Source organism: Caballeronia humi (assembly GCF_001544475.1).
Taxonomy (GTDB): domain Bacteria; phylum Pseudomonadota; class Gammaproteobacteria; order Burkholderiales; family Burkholderiaceae; genus Caballeronia; species Caballeronia humi.
In genome coordinates this window covers 23040-41129 of sequence record NZ_FCNW02000032.1, presented here as the reverse complement: position 1 = coordinate 41129, position 18090 = coordinate 23040, and the positions used below count along the sequence as shown (strand labels likewise).

Below are 18090 nucleotides of genomic sequence, written 5' to 3'. Positions count from 1 at the left end.
ATCAGGCGCGCTCGTCGCCTGGTGGGCTCCACACTTCGAGCACGTCGCGCACGAGCGCCGCGATCGATGCCGCGCCGAGCTTCTCCTTGATGCTCGCGCGGTGCACATCCACGGTCTTTACGCTGATCGACAGGTCGGCAGCGATGCGCTTGCTGCCCTTGCCTTCGATCACACCGCGCAGCACTTCCTTTTCGCGTGCCGTGAGCGACTCGACACGCTCGCGCAGTTCACGCTTGCGCTGATCCTTCGCGTGGCGCTGCGTCGCGAGTTTTATCGCGCGTTGCACACGCTCGAGCATCTGCTGCGAGTTATACGGTTTCTCGACGAAGTCGATCGCACCGTGCTGCAACGCACGCACCGACATCGGAATGTCGCCGTGACCGCTCACGAAGATGATCGGCAGGGTCGCGCCGCGTCGGTTCAACTCGGACTGCACCTCGAAGCCGCTGACTTCGGGCATGCGCACGTCGAGCACGAGGCATGCGGGCTTGTTCACGTCGAACGCGCGCAGGAATTCCGCCGCGCTCGCAAAGCCTTCCGATTTCACGCCCACCGATTCAAGCAGCCACGCAAGCGAGGTGCGCATGCCGTTGTCGTCATCGACGATATACACCACGGGAGCGGGAGGATTCATTGCAAGGACTCTTTCGATTGACATCGGGACCGTGCGCGCCGTGGAGTTCGGCGGTCTCTTGGCAAGGTCGTCGTTTTTCTGGAGCTTCATGATAACCAGCCGGAATCCGCTAGCAAAGGCCTTTCCAACGCTTGCGAGCGAAGGGTCGGTAAAACCTTTAGTGCGCTCGGTAGCGATGCCGGGTACATGGGCCAATCATGCGGATTTCCTTCGTGCGCTTCGCCGCGTACGCTTGAATCGCAATCTGATAAATAACATGGATACGAACAAAACCGGAGACACCGACATGTCCGCCCTGCCCCTTCAAGCATCACGCCCCGACATCGAGCCGGCCCGCCAGCAGTTTCGCCAGGCGATGGCACATCTGGGCGCGGCAGTGAACGTGGTGACCACCAACGGCCCATTCGGGCGCTGCGGCATCACGGCGAGCGCCGTGTGCTCCGTCACCGATGCGCCGCCGACACTGCTCGTGTGCCTGAACCGGTCGAGCTCGATGCACGCAGCGTTCGTGCGCAATCGGCATGTCTGCATCAACGTACTGCCCGCGCATCGCGAGGAAACCGCGCGTCACTTCGCGGGCCTCACGCAGCTTTCGATGGACGAGCGCTTCTCGCTGCCACTGTGGGACGAGGGCTCGCATGGCGTGCCGGTCCTGCGCGATGCGCTTGCGAGCTTGCAGGGCACCATCGTCGAGGCGAAGGAAGTGGGTTCGCATTCCGTGATCTTTGTGCAGACGAACGAGATCAGCGTGCGCGACGAGGGTGACGGGTTGATCTACTTCGGGCGGAATTTTCATCGCGTTCCGCGCGCGGGTGTGGAACGGTAGGCAACGAGAGAGTCGCTTAGATCACGTATTTCGTCGTCGAGAAGATCGGGCAATTCGTGAAGCGCGTTCGGGCCGTTACCGTTATGCACTGACGTCATGATTTCGGAAAGCGCTGCGTTGACGTTCGCGAGTTCATCTCCCGTGAGAGTCGCAGAAGAAGACACGCCTTCCGATTCGATAGACCAGCAAGCGGCGAGAATCTTGTAGCCTAGCCTTTGCGTGGCGACGACGGTTGGCCACATACACTCGTCGGCGGCTGGATCGCGCGCGAAGCCACCGGTACCCGCTTCATAGGATGTCACCAGTCTGAAAATTCGATGCTGAAGTTCGAGCCGCACGCGTAACGCTTCATTCGATGTCACATCGCCTGCGGCAAGGTGATCGAGTGCGGTCTGCGCGGTTGCCAACGTCCGGACGATCTGCTGACGCAACGAGACAGGAGCACCTCGCGGTCCGAAGAGCGCATGAACGAGCAGGCCCACGCCACAACCAATGACGGTATCAATCGCACGTGCCCAGAGCAGAGCCGCCGGATCACGCAATGCGTGGTCGTCGGAGGCGATCACCAAGGCGATACAGGTAACGAACACGACGGCCAACGCGTAGTTGCGCGTAACCAGCATCTCGATGAGAAACTGGAGGCACATCAACGTCGCGACGAGCCACAGGCCTGTGGGATGAATGGCGAGAATCGCACTGGCAAGAACGAGGCCGATCAATGTGCCGACGGTTCGTTCCAGTCCTCGCTGCAAGGTTCGCGCCCAATCGAGGCCCATGTGCAACACGAGTACGGCCGACGCCATCGCCCAGTAAGCGCGCTCCAGACTCAAAGCCGCGCCGATCAAGCCGGCAATCGCCACGGCTATGCCGACGCGCATTGTCACTTTCGCTGCCGGCGAGTGAAGCGTCAGGTTTTCCAGTAGCAAATGCGACGTTCGCAGTCGCCCTAGCGGAAGCTGAACTTCAGTACCATGTTCGTTTGTGGAGTTGATCTCCGAGCCGATCTCGCGCGCTCGCTTAGCCAGTGCCTCCGAGGTCGCGACAAGCGAATCGTCGGCGCTGACGCACGCTGCAAAGATCAAATGCAGTTCGCGATTCTGCGCCCGCAAACGCGTGAGCGCCTTATCCGTGCGTCCGTTCGCAGGCTGAAAAGTGACAAGCGCTGCCCAGGCGTCATGGAGCGCCAACGCTGCCTCATGACGTGCGCGGTCTTTCGCGCCGATGTCCGAAGCCTGCGCGAACCTTGCCACCGCTTGCGCAGCGGCGGCGACTGCCGAGGTCTCCGGTCCCCTCGGCGCAATCAGCGCCCCGGACATGTGAACGAGCCATGACACCCCTCCTCCGCCGAGCACGAGCCAACCGACCCGATCGACGGGAACCGGGATGGCCGTGGCAGCGGCGCACGCCAACGAGAACATGTAGGCGCCAGGCGGGCCTATTCTGAGCGAGTGGCAGACGAAGGTCGCGGCCATCGCGATGACGACGACGAGCGGCACCGCCAGGACGGGCCATTGCTGAGCCCAAACGCCGAGCGTAACGATCACGCTGAACGCGAGTGCTATGCCCGCAAGGAGCCACGCGCGATTCGCATACGGCCGGTCCGATGCGTACAACGACGTGAGCGCACCGATCGTCGCCATCAGTCCGGCCGATACATCGCCAAGCGCCCAGCCGATGGCGACAGGCAACCCGACACTGAACGCAGCGCGGCACGCGACCGGTAAGCGCGGTCCCGACTTGCGAAAGCTGAACAGCGCGCGCGGCTCGAACGAACGCCGAGGCGGCGCTTGCGTGTCCGACGTCGAGCGAAGCGGGTCTTTCATGCGCGGGCACCTGCGAGGATGACGTGCCCCGAGTCTAACCGGACTTCGCGTCCTTCTTCGCCGCCTTCGCTTTGCGGCGCGCGATCGACGCGTTCACCTCCTCATTGACCAGCATGAATTCGTAGAACGGCGTCACCGCCAGTTGCCGGTCGAACGTCGCGAGGACTTCGCATAGCGTCTCGTAGGTTGCCGGGTCCGGCGTCCAGCTCCCCGTCCGCATTCCAGCCAGCCGGCAGCGCACGATCCCGTTCTGTGCCTCGCGAAACACATGCTGCTTCAGCCTGACGCGCCCTTTTTCGCCGATGAGCAGCGTCCTTATCGTGAGTTGCAGCATGCTTCCCAAATGCGCTTCGTTGCCATAGCCACCACGCATGGCTTCCAGAATCACGTGATAGACGAGCGCAAGCTCGGTGGCTATAGCCGGCGCTACCGGCAATGTCATGGCGCGGGCATAGGGCGCAGTTTGCGTGAGTTCCTCCATGGCGTGTTTCACATCGACCTTGGCGCATGCTTACGAGGCCGTTCCCTTGGCGAGCATTCTCTTGACGGTCAGCGCCAGCGGAACCGTAAAGCAAAAGTGCGACATGAACCCTCCGATGATCACGACCGGATCGAGGTAATTCGGATGATTGTCAGAGGCGATGGCGATCGCGACATGCATCACGATCCACGCGAGGATCGCGTAGAACAAAGCGACGAACGTCGCTTCATATCCGCGACGGCGAAAGTACGGCCAGATCATGGCGAACAAGATGCCCCAGCCAATCGCAAAGACAAAGTGAATCCCTGTGCCGATCACATACGCCCAGACGCCGATCGACTCCTGAAACGCCTTCCCGAACACAAGCCCCGTGGCATTGCGCGGAATGCCTGCGAGGGACATCAAGTGTTGCGCGCCCACCCAGATCAGTGCCTCGTAAATCCAGATGATGATCGCGCCTGTCAGTCCGCCCGCCACGCCGGCACGGACTATCGCGTCAAGTCGTGGACTGATGTCTGCACTCGATGCGAAGCGCTTGTCGAAGTCGTTGCCGCTTGTTCTGATGTTGCTGTCCATAGGTATCTCCCTCTGGTGAATCCTGCCTTGATGATGGATGTGTCTTCAGTAGGTTTCGAAGATAGCCAAACGACCTCGGGACTCAATAGAGCGGGTTAACCAGATGGAATGGCAAGAATCTCAGTCAATCAAGGTGACTTCTGTCCGGGATTGAGACAACGAAGGCTTTCCTGCAACAGCGTTGACGTATGCTGACAGGTTATCGAAAGGCTTTCTTCGATGGCTTGATCGATCGCATCGCGATAAGCAAATCAGATACCCCGTGAATGAATTCGCAACAGGAAGGCCTGCAATGCCGGTGCGCGGTGATAGCAAGCAGCGGGGGCCTGCGACACCTCCATTTTTTCGAACGCTTTTCGCACCTATCTAATTTGCTTATCGCCGTAGTCGATCGCCAGTGGATCAGAACCGTCGCCTAAAGGCATCCCGAAGCCCACGCATGCAAGGTGTATCGACCGCCACGCCGGAGGACTCGCCGCCTCCAGTGAAGCTAACTCAATGGTTAACCCTCTCTTTCCCGGCCGTTTGATCCGGGTACGTTCACATCCGCCAGCAGCGAATCGCCCTTAAGCGGAACAGCGTCTCTCAAAAGACCACCGCTAATCGAAACTCAAACATGAGGTCTTCGCAAATCCAGAAATCGAGTGTCAATCCGTTGCAGCCCATAGAAGACTCACTTCAAGGAGACAAGTATGAGAGTTCTGGATTCCATCGCGCGCCTTTCGCGCAGACCCACACGAGCTGGCTCGCTGCTAACACTAGCCGTCATTTGCGTCACGACTGCCATTGTCACCGCGTGCGGCGGCGGTAGCAGCAGTTCGAGCAATACGCCATTGGCCGTGGTCAAGCCCGCTGTCGATTGCTCGAAGCTTGCCGCGTTGGACATCACCGACATCGGCGGGGCCGGCAGTTCGATCACTTCCGCGACGGTGACGACCGCTACCATCAACGGAGCTTCGGTATCCTTCTGCGCCGTCAAGGGCACGCTTGCGCCGTCGAACACATTCGAGGTGGCCCTGCCGGTGAACACCTGGACTCAACGCTTCGCGGAACTGGGCTGCGGCGGCCTGTGCGGCAACCTGAACGACCCGACCAAGCAAACCTCGTTCAGCTTCAGCTACACCTGTCCGCTCGTGCAGCAAGGCGGCTTCGTCACCGCGGCGACGGACATGGGCCACTCGGGCCAGAGTTCAGCGTGGACCACGGACCCGCAAAAGCAGGCTGACTTCGCCTATCGCGGACAGCACATCACGACGCTCACTGCGAAGAAGCTCATTCAGGCTTACTACGGGCAAGCGCAGAAGTATTCGTACTTCGTTGGCTGCTCCGATGGCGGGCGCGAAGGGCTGATGGCGGCGCAACGTTACCCGTCCGACTACAACGGCATCGTCGTAGGCGCCCCAGCCGCGCACTTCCAGATTCAGAACTCGCTGTATCACGGCTGGAGCGTCGAGTCGAACAGCACGACGGGCACGAGCGCAGGTAAAGCCGTGCTGTACGCCGACAAGGCACTGGTGCTTCACAAGGCAGTGGTTGCCGCATGCGGTGGACAGGCCGGCGTGCCCGACGGCCTTCTCGCCGATCCGCGCACCTGCCATTTCGATCCCGCATCGATCCAGTGCGGCGCGAGCGCATCGGACACGAGCAGTTGCCTGACGGCGGCAGAAGTCGCGACGGCCACCAAGATCTATACCGGCCCGACGGATGCCAACACGGGCGTCAAGATGCTCGCAGGCTCGCCGCAGTATGGGTCCGAAGCGAACTGGGTCGGCGTGGAAGTGCCGACGACGAACTCGACGGCCGCCGCTGTTCCCGTGACGAGCCTTTTCAGCTACACGATCGTCACGGGTGCCTACAACCTGATCTTCACGGGTTCGCCGACGATGCCTGACATCGACACATTCGGCTATCGCGATGCGAGTTTTTACGCGAATTATCTTCAAGCGAATCACCCGCTCAACGACGCGACGAGTCCGGATCTTTCAGCGTTCAAGCAGACGGGTGGCAAGCTGATCCTCTGGCACGGCTGGGCCGACCAGCACATCTCGCCGCTCTTCACGATTGCCTATTACCAGGCGTTGAAGAGCACGATGGGTGAATCGGCTGCGGACGAGTTCGCACGTCTCTACGTAGTGCCGGGCGTCGCGCACTGTGGCGGCGGCGAGGGCTTCCCAAACATCGATCTGGTCTCGCAGATCACTGGTTGGGTCGAGCAGGGATCCGCACCGAATGCGGTTACGACTTACCAGACGGATGCGTCGAATGTCGTGACGGCCTCGCGTCCCGTGTATCCGTATCCGGCTGTCGCGAAGTACACCGGTACGGGGGACTGGCATAACAGCGCCAACTACACGCAAGGTGCGCCGTTATACAACGACGTTGCGCCAGCGTGGGCCGGGGCCAGCTTTTACACGTCATATAGCCCGAAGACGCAGGGTGTAGCGGCGCCTTAAGTTAAGCGAGATTCAAACGAAATGCCCTCTCCTCCTGCACTCAAGCAAGCGGAGAGGGCCTATCGCTTTCAGGTGTGCTTTGACGCAATCTCAGGGCTCGGATCTAAACTGCTACGCGATTGAAGCCGTTACTGGCCTGCGGCCGGTGACACCACGCTCGGGGTCGCCAGCGTGTTGTTGCTCTTGGGAGCGCTGTTGCCAGACGTTGAATTGCTGTTCGTGCTCGGCAGCCCCGAGTTCGGCGCCTTGGCGCCCATGCCACTGTCTGAGTTGGTGCCGCTCGGTGCGCCGTAGCCGCCCGTTGCACCTGTTGCTCCGTTCATCTGGTTCGACGGGCTGGCCGTGCTACCCGCCGAACCCGCACCGCTCGAGCCTCCTGCTGACTGCGCATAAGCACCGCCTGAGAGCGCAAGGGTAGCGACGGCTGCAATTAACATGCTCATTGCCTTGCTCATGATCCGTTCCTCCTTTCGGACTGGAATAAAGAGGCAGACGGTCTTCGCCTGCTTGCTCATGAGCGCAGCAAACACCGTGCCGCGTGTCCCTATCCGCTTCGAAACGTTGTGCGCCGCAGCGCGCGGCTTTCCTGATTCGCTAGATACCAAGGACGATGAATACTTGCGCTCAAGCCGGGTGCCGGGCCTTTGACTCTACATCTCTCGCGACCTTTCATCACCCACTCGTTTGGTAAGGTGCGCCTTACCGTCATCATTACGACGCTACTGACACCCCCCGTTCCCGCTGCCAACACCGCAGGCCAAAAAGCGGCACGACCCCATAAGCGTGATCGAGCATGTCCGATTGCAGGCTCTCGTAAAGCTCCCAGCGTATCTCGTCGATATAGAGGCAGATCTCCAGTGCGACGACGGGCTCTCTCGACTGCACTTGCCGGATCACGAGCGGCATGTCGCGCCGCACTGCCGGATGATCCCCGAAGTAGGCGCTCAGGTAGCGCCGATACAAGCCGAGGTTCGTGCGAAGCTCACCTTCGGGCAACACGAGCGGCCGTTGGATCGTTTCATGCAAACGCGCGAGCAACGCTTCGTCGGGAAAGCGGATCGTGTCCGCGTCGAAATGAATCGCGTGCCTCAGACGCCTGCCGCCCGACTCGATCATGCCGCGCCAGTTCTTCACGCTGTTCGCGAGAAGCACCTGGCTTGGCAACATCACGATGGTGTTGTCGAAGTTGCGCACCTTGATCGTATTCAGCGCGATATCGATCACCGTGCCGTCTGCAATGAACCCCGGCACTTCGATCCAGTCGCCCACGCGCAACATGTCGTAGGCCGCGAGCTGGATGCTGGCGACGAAGCCGAGCAGCGAGTCGCGAAAGATGATGATGAGAAGCGCCGTGATCGCGCTTAAGCCCGTGAGGAGATAGACGGGCGAACGCTCCATCAGCAACGAGACGATGGCGATCAGCGCGATTAGATAAACGACGATGGTCGCGATCTGCAGGAAGCTCTTGATCGGCCTTTCGCTTGCGGACGGAAAGTGGCTATAGCGCTCGTCGATGCTGTCACGCAACGCAAGCGCCGCGCGCAGCAGCGTGTAGACCATGTAGCACGCCGCGATGATCGCCAATGGCCGTCCGAGCGCTGCGATCAAGGGAAACGTGAGGCCGGAAAGCAGCGGCGCAGACGCATAGATGATCCCCGCCGGCACGAGCGGTGCGAGCCGGTGGAACACGCGATGCCGCTCGGCGGCGCTCAGCCATTTACGCCCTTGCTTGCGTGCGAGGCGGCTCACGATCAACAACATGACCGAGCGCGTCACGTAATAGCAGATCGCACTTGCCAGAAAGATCGCAAGCAACAGGGCGACCACGAGCAACATCGCAACGAACCAACTATCCGTGTAGACGTAGAAGTGATGCCAGTCCGGGCCGCTTTCGATACGCAAGTACTTGTCGAACATGGACACTCCGGGTTACGGCGAACCGATGTTGGTGACTACGCTGCGGCTATGAAATCGCGAGGTCCGTTCTTCAACTCGTCCGCGATGAATTCGACGAACGCGCGGGCAGCAAGACGGGTGGCTCGCCCCATCGGGAAATACGCATGCACAGGGAGTTGCGCCATGTTCCATTCGGGCAGCAGGCGCACGAGCGTGCCCTCTTCGATTTGCGATCGACATGCCCACGATGTCGTCGAGACGACGCCGAGGCCGGCTGCCGCCGCAGCCAGCGCACCCGCCGTGTCGTTAGTGGAAACGTGCGGTTGCACGTCGATCGACGTCGTCTCGCCCTCGCGTTCGAATTGCCACGACGACACATGCGACCCGGCCGGTCCGCCCACGACACGATGCCTGGCAATGTCCTCCGGCAGCAGCGGCGTGCCATGCCGGTCCAGATAATCACGCGAAGCAACGACCACGCGATGCATCGTTCCGATCAGCTTAGCCGTGCCCGCGGAGTCCGGCAGACTGCCCACGCGGATGCCGACATCGACCGCTTCGCGAATCATGTCCTGCCACCGGTCGTCGAGCATGATCTCGACCTTGAGCAATGGGTGACGCTCAGTGAAGGCCGACAGGCGCGGCATGATCACGCAAATGGCCATCGTCGAAGGCATGGCGAGGCGCAGCACGCCGCGCAGTTCGCCCGTCTCGCGGACGCTGTTCTCCGCGTCGTCGATCGCCGCCAGAATCGGCTCCATGCGCGCGAGAAATTCGAGGCCCGCTTCGGTCGGCACGACGGCGCGCGTGGTCCGCGTGAGCAAGCGGGCGCCGAGGCCCGCTTCGAGTTCAGCGATCATCCGCGACACTTGCGATTGCGCCAGGCCGCATTCCCGCGCAGCCGCCGAAAAGCTGCCGAGCCGGGCGACGCGGGTGTAAAGCCTGAACGTCAGGACGTCCTTCAAGCTCCCTCCTTCTTCCGACGAAACAGCCGGCGAGCCGGCGAGCCACCGCACCGATGCTCGGCCAGCATAAATGTTAGCCGAATTCACCGGCTACCGAAATCGAAGCGCAGACGCCAAATTGTCGGCGTGGTTCGGCATCGATTGCCAAACCTTGATCGGAGTCACGCAAGGGCCCTGATTCCGATGCCTCGACAGCCCTGCAACCGAAGTCAGCCGTTTTTTTTAAGGCCGCGACTTCGTATCCGGAGTAATTGATATGACCACAGTCCTCGTAACCGGCGCGTCTGGTGACACCGGCCGTCCGACCGTCGAACGTCTGCTCGAAAAAGGTTTTCATGTCCGCGCACTGGTGCGCCAAGACGATCATCGCGCGCAACGGCTGCGCGATCTCGGCGCCGAAGTCGTATTCGGCGACATGAAGAGCCTGCGTGATATCCGCCTCGCCATGAATGGCGTCCAGCGCGCGTATTTTGTCTTTCCGCTCGCCGAAGGACTGGTCGAAGCGGCCGTGATTTTCGCGCAGGCCGCGAAAGAGCAGGACCTGGAGCTGATCGTCAACATGTCGCACAAGCAGTCTCGGCCTGCTGCACGCAGCAAGGCGACGCAGAATCACTGGCTCTCTGAGCAGATCTTCAACTGGTCCGGCGTGCCGTCGGTGCATCTGCGCGTGACGTTCTTTGCCGAATGGCTGCTCTACATCGCGCCGCAAATCCGCTACGGCCGTTACGTGATGCCGTACAACAAGGACAGCCGCTTTGCGCCTATCGCGGGCAGTGACATTGCGCGCATCGTCGCGGGCATCGTCGCCAATCCGGCCCCTTACGTCGGCAAGGCGCTGCCGCTGCACGGCCCCGTCGAATACAGCCATGAGGAACTCGCCGCCGAAGTGAGTCGCGTGCTGGGCAAGAACATGCCGTACGAGCATGTCACCGTCTCGACGTTCCTCGAACTGTTCGGCCTCCAGGATGCCGATGCGATGCGCCGGCACTTCGAAGCCGTCACGATCGATCAGCAGGAGGGCCTGCTGGCAGGCACCGACAGCACCGGCACGGAGATCATCGGCCAGCCGCTGACGACGGTCGAGCAATTCATCAAGGCGAATCTCTCGAAGTTCGTCATCGAGCGTTAAGCAAACGCAGCCCGGCCGCCGCTCGACGTTATCCATGCTGTTCCAGGATAAGTCATAGCTGGAAAGAGCGGCTACCGGGCGCTTCGGCGATAGACGATAGTTGAGCCCAAGCAAGCGGAACCACCCCTTACCTCTCTTAACTTCAAAAGGTCATCATCATGAAAATCGCTCAATCCGTCGCTCTTGTTACTGGCGCCAACCGTGGCATCGGGCGCGTGTACGTCGCCGAACTGCTGAAGCGCGGCGCTTCAAAGATTTACGTCGCCGCGCGCGACACCACGTCGCTCAAGGAACTGCTCAAGGATGGCGACCGTCGCCTCGTACCGTTGCCGCTCGATGTCACCGATCCCGATCAGGTCGCCGCAGCCGCCGCCATCGCATCGGACGTGACGCTCCTGATCAACAACGCCGGTTACGCCGCGTTCGAAGGTGCGATCTCGGCTCATTCCATCGACGACGCCCGTCGCGAGATGGACGTCAACTACTTCGGCACGCTGGCGCTGACCCGTGCGTTCGCTCCGATCCTCGCGAGCAAAGGCGGCGGCGCGCTGATCAACATGCTGTCGATGCTCTCGCTGGTCAGCCTGCCGGTCGCCGCGACCTACTCGGCTTCGAAGGCGGCGGGCTTGTCTCTCACGCGCAGCGTGCGCGCGGAACTGGGCGCGCAAGGTACACAGGTGGTTGGCGTGCTCGCCGTTCAGACGGAAACCGAAATGGGCGCGAAGCTGCCCGAGCCACGGATGACGCCGCAGGAAGTCGTTGGTGATGCGCTCGACGCAATCGAGGCTGGCACCAACGACGAGATCGTCGCAGGCAATCAGTCGCGCGGCATTCACGCGGCGTTCATCAAGGACCCGAAGGGCTTGCAGGCGGTGATGTCCCAACGGCTGCCGCAACGCGCCTGAAAATTCAACCAACAGAGGCAATCATGGACTTTCTCGAAACGCTCGCGAGCCGCAATGCCGAGTTCGCGCAAACCGGCTTCTCCGCCGACCTGAAAATGCTGCCGTCGCGCCGCACGATGATCGTCGGCTGCGTGGACCCTCGCGTCGATCCGATGGACGTGCTCAAACTGAAGTCGGGCGAAGCGGCGGTCATTCGCAACGTCGGCGGGCGGGTGAATCCGGCGCTGCTGGAAACGATGGCAATCCTGCGCACCGTATCGCGATCGGCTGGCGAAGATGTGGGCGCCGGCTGGAACCTGGTGGTGCTGCAACATACCGATTGCGGCATCGCCGGCTGCTACCATCACGCGCCGAAGCTGCTGGCGAAGCATATGGGTGTCGCGGAGGACAAACTCGACGACCTCGCGATCACCGATCCGTACAAGGCAGTCGCGCTCGATATCGCCTCGCTCAAGGCGAACCCGAATCTTCCGGCCGCGTTCACGGTGACCGGTCTCGTCTACGATGTAAAGACCGGCCTCGTGGAGACAGTCGTTCCTTCGGCACCGCTGCGCGTCGAAGCGGACTAGCCGCTCATGTGGACGATTGCGTGCCGGCCTGCTCGCGAACGACGAAATCCGCGTACCAGTCCGGCCAGTTCTCATCGTGCTTGCCCGTCAGCTTCTCGTGCTCACCGTGCGCGGCCGCAGCGCGGCGGAGCGCACCTGCGAGTTCCGTCCGCGATGCGAATGTCGTGTTGGCCGTATCGACTCTTCCGGGGAACCGGGTGGTCACTTCCTGGAAGACCCAGCCGTTTCCATCGGGATCGCTGAACGAGGCGAACGAAGCGTAGCTCGCCCGCTCCGGATGCGGGCCGCTCAAGCGTCCCTCTTTGCCGGCATGATGGAACAAGCCGCCAACGTCATGGAACACTTCACTGACGTCGACGCCACGACTCACGAGTTCATCGCGCGCTGCGACAACGTCGGACACGATCAGGTGCAGCCCTTGCACCGAGCCGGGCGTTTCTGTCGTGACGCCCTTGCCGAACAAAAGCGAGCACTGCGATCCGGGCGGCGTGAAATGAACGACCCGAAACTGGGCGTCCTTGTCGATATCGACATCGAGTCGCCAGCCCAGGCTCGCATAGAACTGCTTTGCGCGATCCACGTCCGCCACGGGAATGACGACGACCTCGAGTTTCATGTCGATCTGCGTCTGCGTATTGCTCATGTCGATCTCCTTCTGATTGGCGAATCAGAACGAATGAAATGGCTGGGAGAGACGCTTCGTGTCCAGGCGAAACAGACGCGAGCGGAAGAAAGACCATCGAAGCAGTGTTGTAAGCGCATCGATACGTCGTGCGCTTGGCTTGTATTCGGCACTGTTCTTTTTATAGCATCAGGCACACGGCATTCAACCCAAAACTATCGTATTGGGCGCCTATAGTAGTTTCACCACGCGGTTCGCGTGGATGGAACCACTATTGGACGGAGCGACGACCATGAAAATACTGATGGTGCTTACTTCGCATGACCAGCTCGGCAACACGGGCAAGAAGACCGGTTTCTGGCTGGAAGAATTTGCAGCGCCCTATTTCACGTTCGTGGACGCGGGCGTCGATGTCACGGTCAGCTCACCGAAGGGCGGTCAGCCGCCTCTGGACCCGAAGAGCGACACGCCCGAAGGCCAAACGGCGCTTACCGAACGCTTCAAGGGCGATCCCGCCGCGCAACGTGTACTCGCCACGACCGCCGTGCTCGCCGATATCAAGGCCGACGACTACGACGCCGTGTTCTACCCAGGCGGTCACGGCCCCCTGTGGGATCTCGCCGAGGACCCGCATTCGATCTCGCTCATCGAGCGCTTCTACGAATCCGGCAAAACGGTCGCTCTAGTGTGTCATGCGCCGGGCGTGCTGCGTCACGTCAAGGTGAACGGCGAACCGCTCGTCAAAGGCAAGCGCGTATCCGGCTTCACCAATTCGGAAGAAGAGGCGGTCGGTCTCACCAAGATCGTGCCGTTTCTCGTCGAAGACGAATTGAAGCGGCTCGGTGGCCGCTTCGAGAAGGTGGATGACTGGCAGCCCCTGTCGATCATCGATGGCCGTCTGATCACGGGACAGAACCCCGCATCGTCCGAATCCGTTGCGAAGGATTTACTGAAGGTGTTGCACGGATAGTTGGCGCGTCGCGAACCGAACGGTCGCCGACGCAGCATCAAATTCCCTCTGATCCTGTCGAGATCGTTCTAAAACCAGGAGGCAAGGAGATGCTGAGTGACGGCTAGTTACTTGAGCGCCTGCCCTCGAAGAGATCGCGCTGGCTCGCGAGTCCTTCTCCCACGAGATCGAAGAACGCGCGAACCCTGGCGGTCTTCTTGAGATCGCCATGCGTGACGATCCACAGTTCGCCTTGCAGCGCCGCGACCGGCTCCCCGCTCACGCGGACGACGCCGCCATCGCTGTCGCCGAGATAGCACGGCAGCAGCGCAAGGCCGATGCCCGTGCGGGCCGCGATGAGCTGGTTCACGAGGCTGTTCGTCCGGTACACGACTGAAGCCGACGTCGCCGATCGTGCGAGCCACTCGGCCGCTGCGATAGCCGGCGCCGCCTCGTCCCAGCCGATCAGCGCGTGACCGTCGAGTTCGCCGGATCGCGACAGGCCGCTGTTTTCCGCGAGATACGCGGGAGCGGCATACAGTGCCCATGCGACGCCAGCGAGCTTCCGGCCCCACAGTTCGCCCTCCTTCGGCCGAACCGGGCGCAGCGCGATATCAGCTTCCCGACGCGACAGGCTGAGCACACGATTGTCGATCGACAACTCCACGACGATGCCCGGATGCGCCTGGCGCAAAGCGGCAAGGTGCGCGGTGAGCAGACTGTAGGCCAGCGTCTCGGACGAGGTTACTCGCAGCCGCCCGCTCAACCGATGATCACCACCGGCGACGTCCCGGTTAAGCGCGAGGAATTCATCTTCCATGCGTTCCGCGCCGGCAGCGATGCGCGCGCCCGCCTCGGTTGCCTGATAGACGCCGTTGGGCAGACGCTCGAAGAGACGCACGCCGAGCCGCGCTTCAAGCGCCTTGAGGCGTCGAAAGGCGGTCGAGTGATCGATGCCCATTGCCTCTGACGCGGCCGTAAGACCACCGCCGCGTTGCACGGCGAGTACGAGGCGAAGTTCGTTCCAGTCGTCCATGAAGATAGGCTAGTTCATCGCTTGCATCGCTGCAAGCGCGGCTTTCGCTTCGACAATTGACTTGCCTGGGCGCAATCGCTAACCTGATTTTGTCAAGTCTCCATTCCAAGGGAATTCAAATGAAGATCGAAACCCAGCCGCTCACGCTCGTCAGTCATCCGCTTTGCCCGTACGTGCAACGCGCCGCCATCGTCCTCGCGGAGAAAGGCGCGAACTTCGAGCGGCGCTACATCGACCTCGCGGACAAGCCAGCATGGTTCGAAGCCATCTCGCCGCTCGGCAAGGTTCCGCTGCTGATCGTCCAGCGCGATCAGGTGCTCTTCGAGAGCGCCGTGATCTGCGAGTACCTGTACGAAACCCAGCCCGGCCGGCCGATGCACCCCGCCGACCCATTGGAGCGCGCACGGCATCGTGGATGGGTCGAGTTCGGATCGTCGATTCTGAACGAAATCTGGAAACTGGAAATCGCCACCGATACCGCCACTCACCACACGCAAGTCGAGAGGCTCAAAGACCGGTTCAGGGTCGTCGAACGCTCGCTGGCAGAAGGCCCGTGGTTTGCCGGCCGCGACTTCAGCATGGTCGATGCGGTGTTCGCACCGGTCTTCCGCTATTTCGACGTATTCGACGAAATCGCCGACCTGAACGTCTTCGGCGATACGCCGAAGGTCTCGGCGTGGCGACGGGAACTTGCGCGCCGGGCCAGCGTAATCGCCGCCGTCCCCGACGACTATGCCGAACGCCTTCGCGCCTTTTTGATCGAGCGCAACGCGTATCTCCTTCGCTCTACCGAAGTGAGGCAGCCGTGAGCCAGAGCGTGGCCTGGCTAGTGCTGATCCTGTCGGGTTTGCTCGACGTCGCGTGGGCGGTCTCGATGAAGTTCGCGCAGGGCTACACGCGCCCCGGGTGGACGGCGCTCTCCCTCGTCCTGCTCGGCGCGTTTGTCTTTCTGCTCGGGAAGGTGCTGACCGTGTTGCCGGTGGGCAGCGCGTATGCGGTCTGGACCGGCATCGGCGCACTCGGAACCGTGCTTATCGGCGTCATGCTGTTCGGCGAGTCGCTGAGCGCGCTTCGCGTGGGCGGGGCGGCGCTGGTCGTCGCCGGCATCGTCGCGCTCAAGCAGGCGCCGCCGTGATCTGACATTGCGACCCTCCCGCATTTGCAGATTGCGCATCAATCGGCTAGCCTTCCACAGGTTCATCGCCGACCGGACGCGCCCTGTGAAGGACATCTTTTCGCTCAAGCTGTACACACGCGTCGCGCGGCTCGGCAGCTTTTCGGCGGCGGCGCGGGAGTGCGGTTTGTCGCAATCGCAGGCCTCGCGGATCATCGCCGATCTTGAAAGCGAACTGGGTGTGCGTCTCTTGTCGCGCACCACGCGCGCGGTCGTGCTGACGGAAGCGGGCGCCGAATTCCTTTCGCGCATCGATCCGATTCTGGTCGCGCTCGACGAAGCCGAGCACAGCGTGCGCGACACCGGCGAGTTGCGCGGCATGTTGCGCATGAGCATGCCGAGCAGCGTCGCGATCCGCGAAATCATTCCGCGCCTCGCCGGTTTCGTCGAACGGCATCCCGGCCTGCGCCTTCAATTCCTGCTCGGTGACCGTCCGCAGGATCTCGTGAAAGAAGCCGTCGATGTCGCGATCCGCCTTGGCCGGCTGGCCGATTCCAGTGCCACCGCGACGCTGATGACGCAGATCGAACGCGTCGTCGTCGCGTCGCCGGGCTATGTGCTGCGGCACGGCGAGCCTGCCACGCCTGAAGAGCTGACGCGGCACCGGATCGTCGGCGGTCCGGCATCGGTCGTGCCTAGCGGATGGAAATTCCGGCGGGGCGAACTGGAGATGGCCGTCGATCTCGAAGCGCATTTTTCGACGAACGAAAACGAAGGCGCGGTCGCGGCGGCGGCGGCTGGCTTCGGCATCACGTCGACGAGCGAATGGGCGTGCCGCCGCGAACTGGAGGACGGTTCGCTCGTGCGGCTCCTGTCCGACTGGAAAACCGACGACATCCCCGTACACGCGTATTTCCCGATGGGCCGCGCGACCCGTGCCGCCGGTCGCGCCGTTATCGAACATCTCACCGCCGGGTTTCGCCACCGCGTGATTCATGCATCCGATACATAACAGATAGCGTAAATCGTCAGCTACCGGCCGTCTCGCGGCGGGCCTATCTTTCGTCTCATGCCTCTCAACCTTCAAACGAGACCGACATGAGCACAACGACCCCCGAGCAGACCAAGGCATTCGTTCTGGAAGCCTTCGACACACTCTTCAACCAGCGCGACTACACCGCCGCCGAACGCTTCTGGTCCGACCGCTACATCCAGCACAGCGCCCACATCGCGCCGGGCCGCGACGGCCTGTTCGACCTGATCCGCACGCTGCCCGACACGCTTCGCTACGAAAACCAGTTGATCGTCGCCGAGGGCGATTACGTGATCGCACACGGCCGCTTCTCCGGCAACGGGCGGACGGCCGCGTGGATCGCCGCCGACGTCATCCGTTTCGAAGACGGCAAGCTCGCCGAGCACTGGGACGTGCTGCAGGACGAAGCGACGCGCGCGCAATCCGTCAGCGGCCTGCCGATGTTCGGCGATCGCTTTCCCGAATGAAATCTCCCGCGTTTACCGAAGGAAACATCATGAAACTCACCGGCAACACGATCTTCATCACAGGCGGCGGCTCAGGCATCGGACGCGGACTGGCCGAAGCATTTCATCGACGCGGCAACAAGGTCATCATCAGCGGCCGCCGGCGCGCTCACCTCGACGACGTGATCGCCGCGAATCCCGGCATGGCATCGATCGAACTCGACATCACTGATCCGCAGAGCATCGCGCGTGCGGCGACGCAACTCATCGCGGACTATCCCGACCTGAACGTGCTGATCAACAATGCGGGCATCATGCAGCCGGATGAAGCGGCTGGCCGCATCGACGACGCGTTGATGGTCTCGACCATCGAGACCAACCTGATGGGTCCGATGCGCATGACCGCCGCGCTGATCGATCACCTGAAGTCGAAGGAAGACGCGGTGGTCGCGTACACGAGTTCCGCTCGATGCGTTCATCAAAGAGACCTTCGACGCGCTCGCGACAGATGCCGACGAGATTCTCGTCGACGTGGCTAAGCCCATGCGCGCGAATCCGGGTCCGGGCGAACACGCGTTCGTCGCCAGTTTCAATGCGCAGGCGCTGGAGTTGTTCGCGGGATGAAGACACCCT

19 protein-coding genes and 1 pseudogene are annotated in these 18090 nt (G+C 61.8%); 11 read left to right on the top strand and 9 right to left on the bottom strand.

Annotated features, from left to right (window positions below):
* Position 1: 1 nt before the first annotated feature.
* Entirely contained in the window at positions 2-634 is a 633-nt protein-coding gene (locus AWB65_RS23795) for a response regulator transcription factor (RefSeq protein WP_087669505.1), read from the bottom strand.
* 286 nt (positions 635-920) lie between these two features.
* On the opposite strand from AWB65_RS23795, the gene hpaC reads away from it, so the two are divergent.
* Complete coding sequence (hpaC, locus tag AWB65_RS23790) at positions 921-1460, top strand: 4-hydroxyphenylacetate 3-monooxygenase, reductase component (protein ID WP_087658301.1); 540 nt, start codon at positions 921-923, stop codon at positions 1458-1460.
* Here hpaC and AWB65_RS23785 read toward each other — a convergent pair.
* Genes AWB65_RS23785 through AWB65_RS23775 form a run of 3 tightly spaced genes read right to left on the bottom strand, consistent with a single transcriptional unit; the run spans position 1427 to position 4340 of the window.
* Entirely contained in the window at positions 1427-3283 is a 1857-nt protein-coding gene (locus tag AWB65_RS23785; protein ID WP_087669481.1) for an FUSC family protein, read from the bottom strand. The genes hpaC and AWB65_RS23785 overlap by 34 nt on opposite strands.
* A gap of 34 nt (positions 3284-3317) precedes the next feature.
* Positions 3318-3776, bottom strand: a complete 459-nt coding sequence (locus AWB65_RS36700; RefSeq protein ID WP_200821780.1) for a Fis family transcriptional regulator — start codon at positions 3774-3776, stop codon at positions 3318-3320.
* Between the two features lie 18 nt (positions 3777-3794).
* Positions 3795-4340, bottom strand: coding sequence for a hypothetical protein (locus AWB65_RS23775; protein ID WP_200821779.1), 546 nt, complete (start codon positions 4338-4340; stop codon positions 3795-3797).
* 692 nt (positions 4341-5032) lie between these two features.
* Here AWB65_RS23775 and AWB65_RS23770 point away from each other — a divergent pair.
* On the top strand, positions 5033-6793 hold the full coding sequence (locus tag AWB65_RS23770) for a tannase/feruloyl esterase family alpha/beta hydrolase (protein ID WP_087669479.1): 1761 nt from the start codon (positions 5033-5035) through the stop codon (positions 6791-6793).
* Positions 6794-6921: 128 nt separating this feature from the next.
* Here the strand turns inward: AWB65_RS23770 and AWB65_RS23765 are convergent, their stop codons facing one another.
* The 3 genes from AWB65_RS23765 to AWB65_RS23755 form a co-directional block, all read right to left on the bottom strand.
* Positions 6922-7248 (bottom strand): hypothetical protein, encoded by a 327-nt coding sequence (locus tag AWB65_RS23765; RefSeq protein ID WP_087669503.1) that lies wholly within the window; start codon positions 7246-7248, stop codon positions 6922-6924.
* Positions 7249-7504: 256 nt separating this feature from the next.
* Complete coding sequence (locus AWB65_RS23760) at positions 7505-8710, bottom strand: mechanosensitive ion channel family protein (protein ID WP_087669478.1); 1206 nt, start codon at positions 8708-8710, stop codon at positions 7505-7507.
* A 35-nt stretch (positions 8711-8745) separates the two neighbouring features.
* A complete protein-coding gene (locus AWB65_RS23755; RefSeq protein WP_087669477.1) occupies positions 8746-9654 on the bottom strand; it encodes a LysR family transcriptional regulator in 909 nt (302 codons plus the stop codon).
* Between the two features lie 256 nt (positions 9655-9910).
* On the opposite strand from AWB65_RS23755, the gene AWB65_RS23750 reads away from it, so the two are divergent.
* The 3 genes from AWB65_RS23750 to AWB65_RS23740 all read left to right on the top strand — a co-directional run bounded on the left by AWB65_RS23750 (position 9911) and on the right by AWB65_RS23740 (position 12257).
* The gene (locus AWB65_RS23750) at positions 9911-10783 is read left to right on the top strand and encodes an NmrA family NAD(P)-binding protein (protein ID WP_087669476.1); all 873 of its coding nucleotides are present in this window, start codon (positions 9911-9913) and stop codon (positions 10781-10783) included.
* Between the two features lie 158 nt (positions 10784-10941).
* Positions 10942-11688, top strand: coding sequence for an SDR family NAD(P)-dependent oxidoreductase (locus AWB65_RS23745; RefSeq protein ID WP_087669475.1), 747 nt, complete (start codon positions 10942-10944; stop codon positions 11686-11688).
* 23 nt (positions 11689-11711) lie between these two features.
* Positions 11712-12257: a carbonic anhydrase gene (locus tag AWB65_RS23740; RefSeq protein ID WP_087669474.1), complete on the top strand. Its 546-nt coding sequence runs from the start codon at positions 11712-11714 to the stop codon at positions 12255-12257.
* A 4-nt stretch (positions 12258-12261) separates the two neighbouring features.
* Here AWB65_RS23740 and AWB65_RS23735 read toward each other — a convergent pair whose 3' ends face one another.
* The gene (locus tag AWB65_RS23735) at positions 12262-12900 is read right to left on the bottom strand and encodes a VOC family protein (protein ID WP_087669473.1); all 639 of its coding nucleotides are present in this window, start codon (positions 12898-12900) and stop codon (positions 12262-12264) included.
* Between the two features lie 271 nt (positions 12901-13171).
* Here AWB65_RS23735 and AWB65_RS23730 point away from each other — a divergent pair, with 271 nt between their 5' ends.
* A complete protein-coding gene (locus AWB65_RS23730) occupies positions 13172-13849 on the top strand; it encodes a type 1 glutamine amidotransferase domain-containing protein (RefSeq protein WP_087669472.1) in 678 nt (225 codons plus the stop codon).
* A gap of 103 nt (positions 13850-13952) precedes the next feature.
* Here AWB65_RS23730 and AWB65_RS23725 read toward each other — a convergent pair whose 3' ends face one another.
* The gene (locus tag AWB65_RS23725) at positions 13953-14864 is read right to left on the bottom strand and encodes a LysR family transcriptional regulator (RefSeq protein WP_087669471.1); all 912 of its coding nucleotides are present in this window, start codon (positions 14862-14864) and stop codon (positions 13953-13955) included.
* 119 nt (positions 14865-14983) lie between these two features.
* Between AWB65_RS23725 and AWB65_RS23720 the strand changes: the two genes are divergently transcribed.
* From AWB65_RS23720 to AWB65_RS23700, 5 genes and pseudogenes are all read left to right on the top strand, one after another.
* Positions 14984-15673 carry a glutathione S-transferase family protein gene (locus AWB65_RS23720; protein ID WP_087669470.1) on the top strand — a complete coding sequence of 230 codons (690 nt, stop codon included), beginning with the start codon at positions 14984-14986 and terminating at the stop codon, positions 15671-15673.
* Positions 15670-15999 carry a DMT family transporter gene (locus AWB65_RS23715; protein ID WP_087669469.1) on the top strand — a complete coding sequence of 110 codons (330 nt, stop codon included), beginning with the start codon at positions 15670-15672 and terminating at the stop codon, positions 15997-15999. The genes AWB65_RS23720 and AWB65_RS23715 overlap by 4 nt, the downstream gene beginning before the upstream one ends.
* A gap of 85 nt (positions 16000-16084) precedes the next feature.
* Positions 16085-16990 (top strand): LysR family transcriptional regulator, encoded by a 906-nt coding sequence (locus AWB65_RS23710; RefSeq protein WP_087669468.1) that lies wholly within the window; start codon positions 16085-16087, stop codon positions 16988-16990.
* Positions 16991-17076: 86 nt separating this feature from the next.
* A complete protein-coding gene (locus AWB65_RS23705) occupies positions 17077-17478 on the top strand; it encodes a nuclear transport factor 2 family protein (RefSeq protein WP_087669467.1) in 402 nt (133 codons plus the stop codon).
* A 29-nt stretch (positions 17479-17507) separates the two neighbouring features.
* Positions 17508-18081, top strand: a pseudogene (locus AWB65_RS23700) (SDR family NAD(P)-dependent oxidoreductase).
* The last annotated feature ends 9 nt before the right edge of the window (positions 18082-18090 follow it).

Coding starts and splice junctions, on each gene's coding strand:
- AWB65_RS23795 (WP_087669505.1), bottom strand. CDS start 634: ATGAATCCTCCCGCTCCCGTGGTGTATATCGTCGATGACGACAACGGC.
- hpaC (WP_087658301.1), top strand. CDS start 921: ATGTCCGCCCTGCCCCTTCAAGCATCACGCCCCGACATCGAGCCGGCC.
- AWB65_RS23785 (WP_087669481.1), bottom strand. CDS start 3,283: ATGAAAGACCCGCTTCGCTCGACGTCGGACACGCAAGCGCCGCCTCGG.
- AWB65_RS23775 (WP_200821779.1), bottom strand. CDS start 4,340: ATGGACAGCAACATCAGAACAAGCGGCAACGACTTCGACAAGCGCTTC.
- AWB65_RS23770 (WP_087669479.1), top strand. CDS start 5,033: ATGAGAGTTCTGGATTCCATCGCGCGCCTTTCGCGCAGACCCACACGA.
- AWB65_RS23765 (WP_087669503.1), bottom strand. CDS start 7,248: ATGAGCAAGGCAATGAGCATGTTAATTGCAGCCGTCGCTACCCTTGCG.
- AWB65_RS23760 (WP_087669478.1), bottom strand. CDS start 8,710: ATGTTCGACAAGTACTTGCGTATCGAAAGCGGCCCGGACTGGCATCAC.
- AWB65_RS23750 (WP_087669476.1), top strand. CDS start 9,911: ATGACCACAGTCCTCGTAACCGGCGCGTCTGGTGACACCGGCCGTCCG.
- AWB65_RS23745 (WP_087669475.1), top strand. CDS start 10,942: ATGAAAATCGCTCAATCCGTCGCTCTTGTTACTGGCGCCAACCGTGGC.
- AWB65_RS23740 (WP_087669474.1), top strand. CDS start 11,712: ATGGACTTTCTCGAAACGCTCGCGAGCCGCAATGCCGAGTTCGCGCAA.
- AWB65_RS23735 (WP_087669473.1), bottom strand. CDS start 12,900: ATGAGCAATACGCAGACGCAGATCGACATGAAACTCGAGGTCGTCGTC.
- AWB65_RS23730 (WP_087669472.1), top strand. CDS start 13,172: ATGAAAATACTGATGGTGCTTACTTCGCATGACCAGCTCGGCAACACG.
- AWB65_RS23725 (WP_087669471.1), bottom strand. CDS start 14,864: ATGGACGACTGGAACGAACTTCGCCTCGTACTCGCCGTGCAACGCGGC.
- AWB65_RS23720 (WP_087669470.1), top strand. CDS start 14,984: ATGAAGATCGAAACCCAGCCGCTCACGCTCGTCAGTCATCCGCTTTGC.
- AWB65_RS23705 (WP_087669467.1), top strand. CDS start 17,077: ATGAGCACAACGACCCCCGAGCAGACCAAGGCATTCGTTCTGGAAGCC.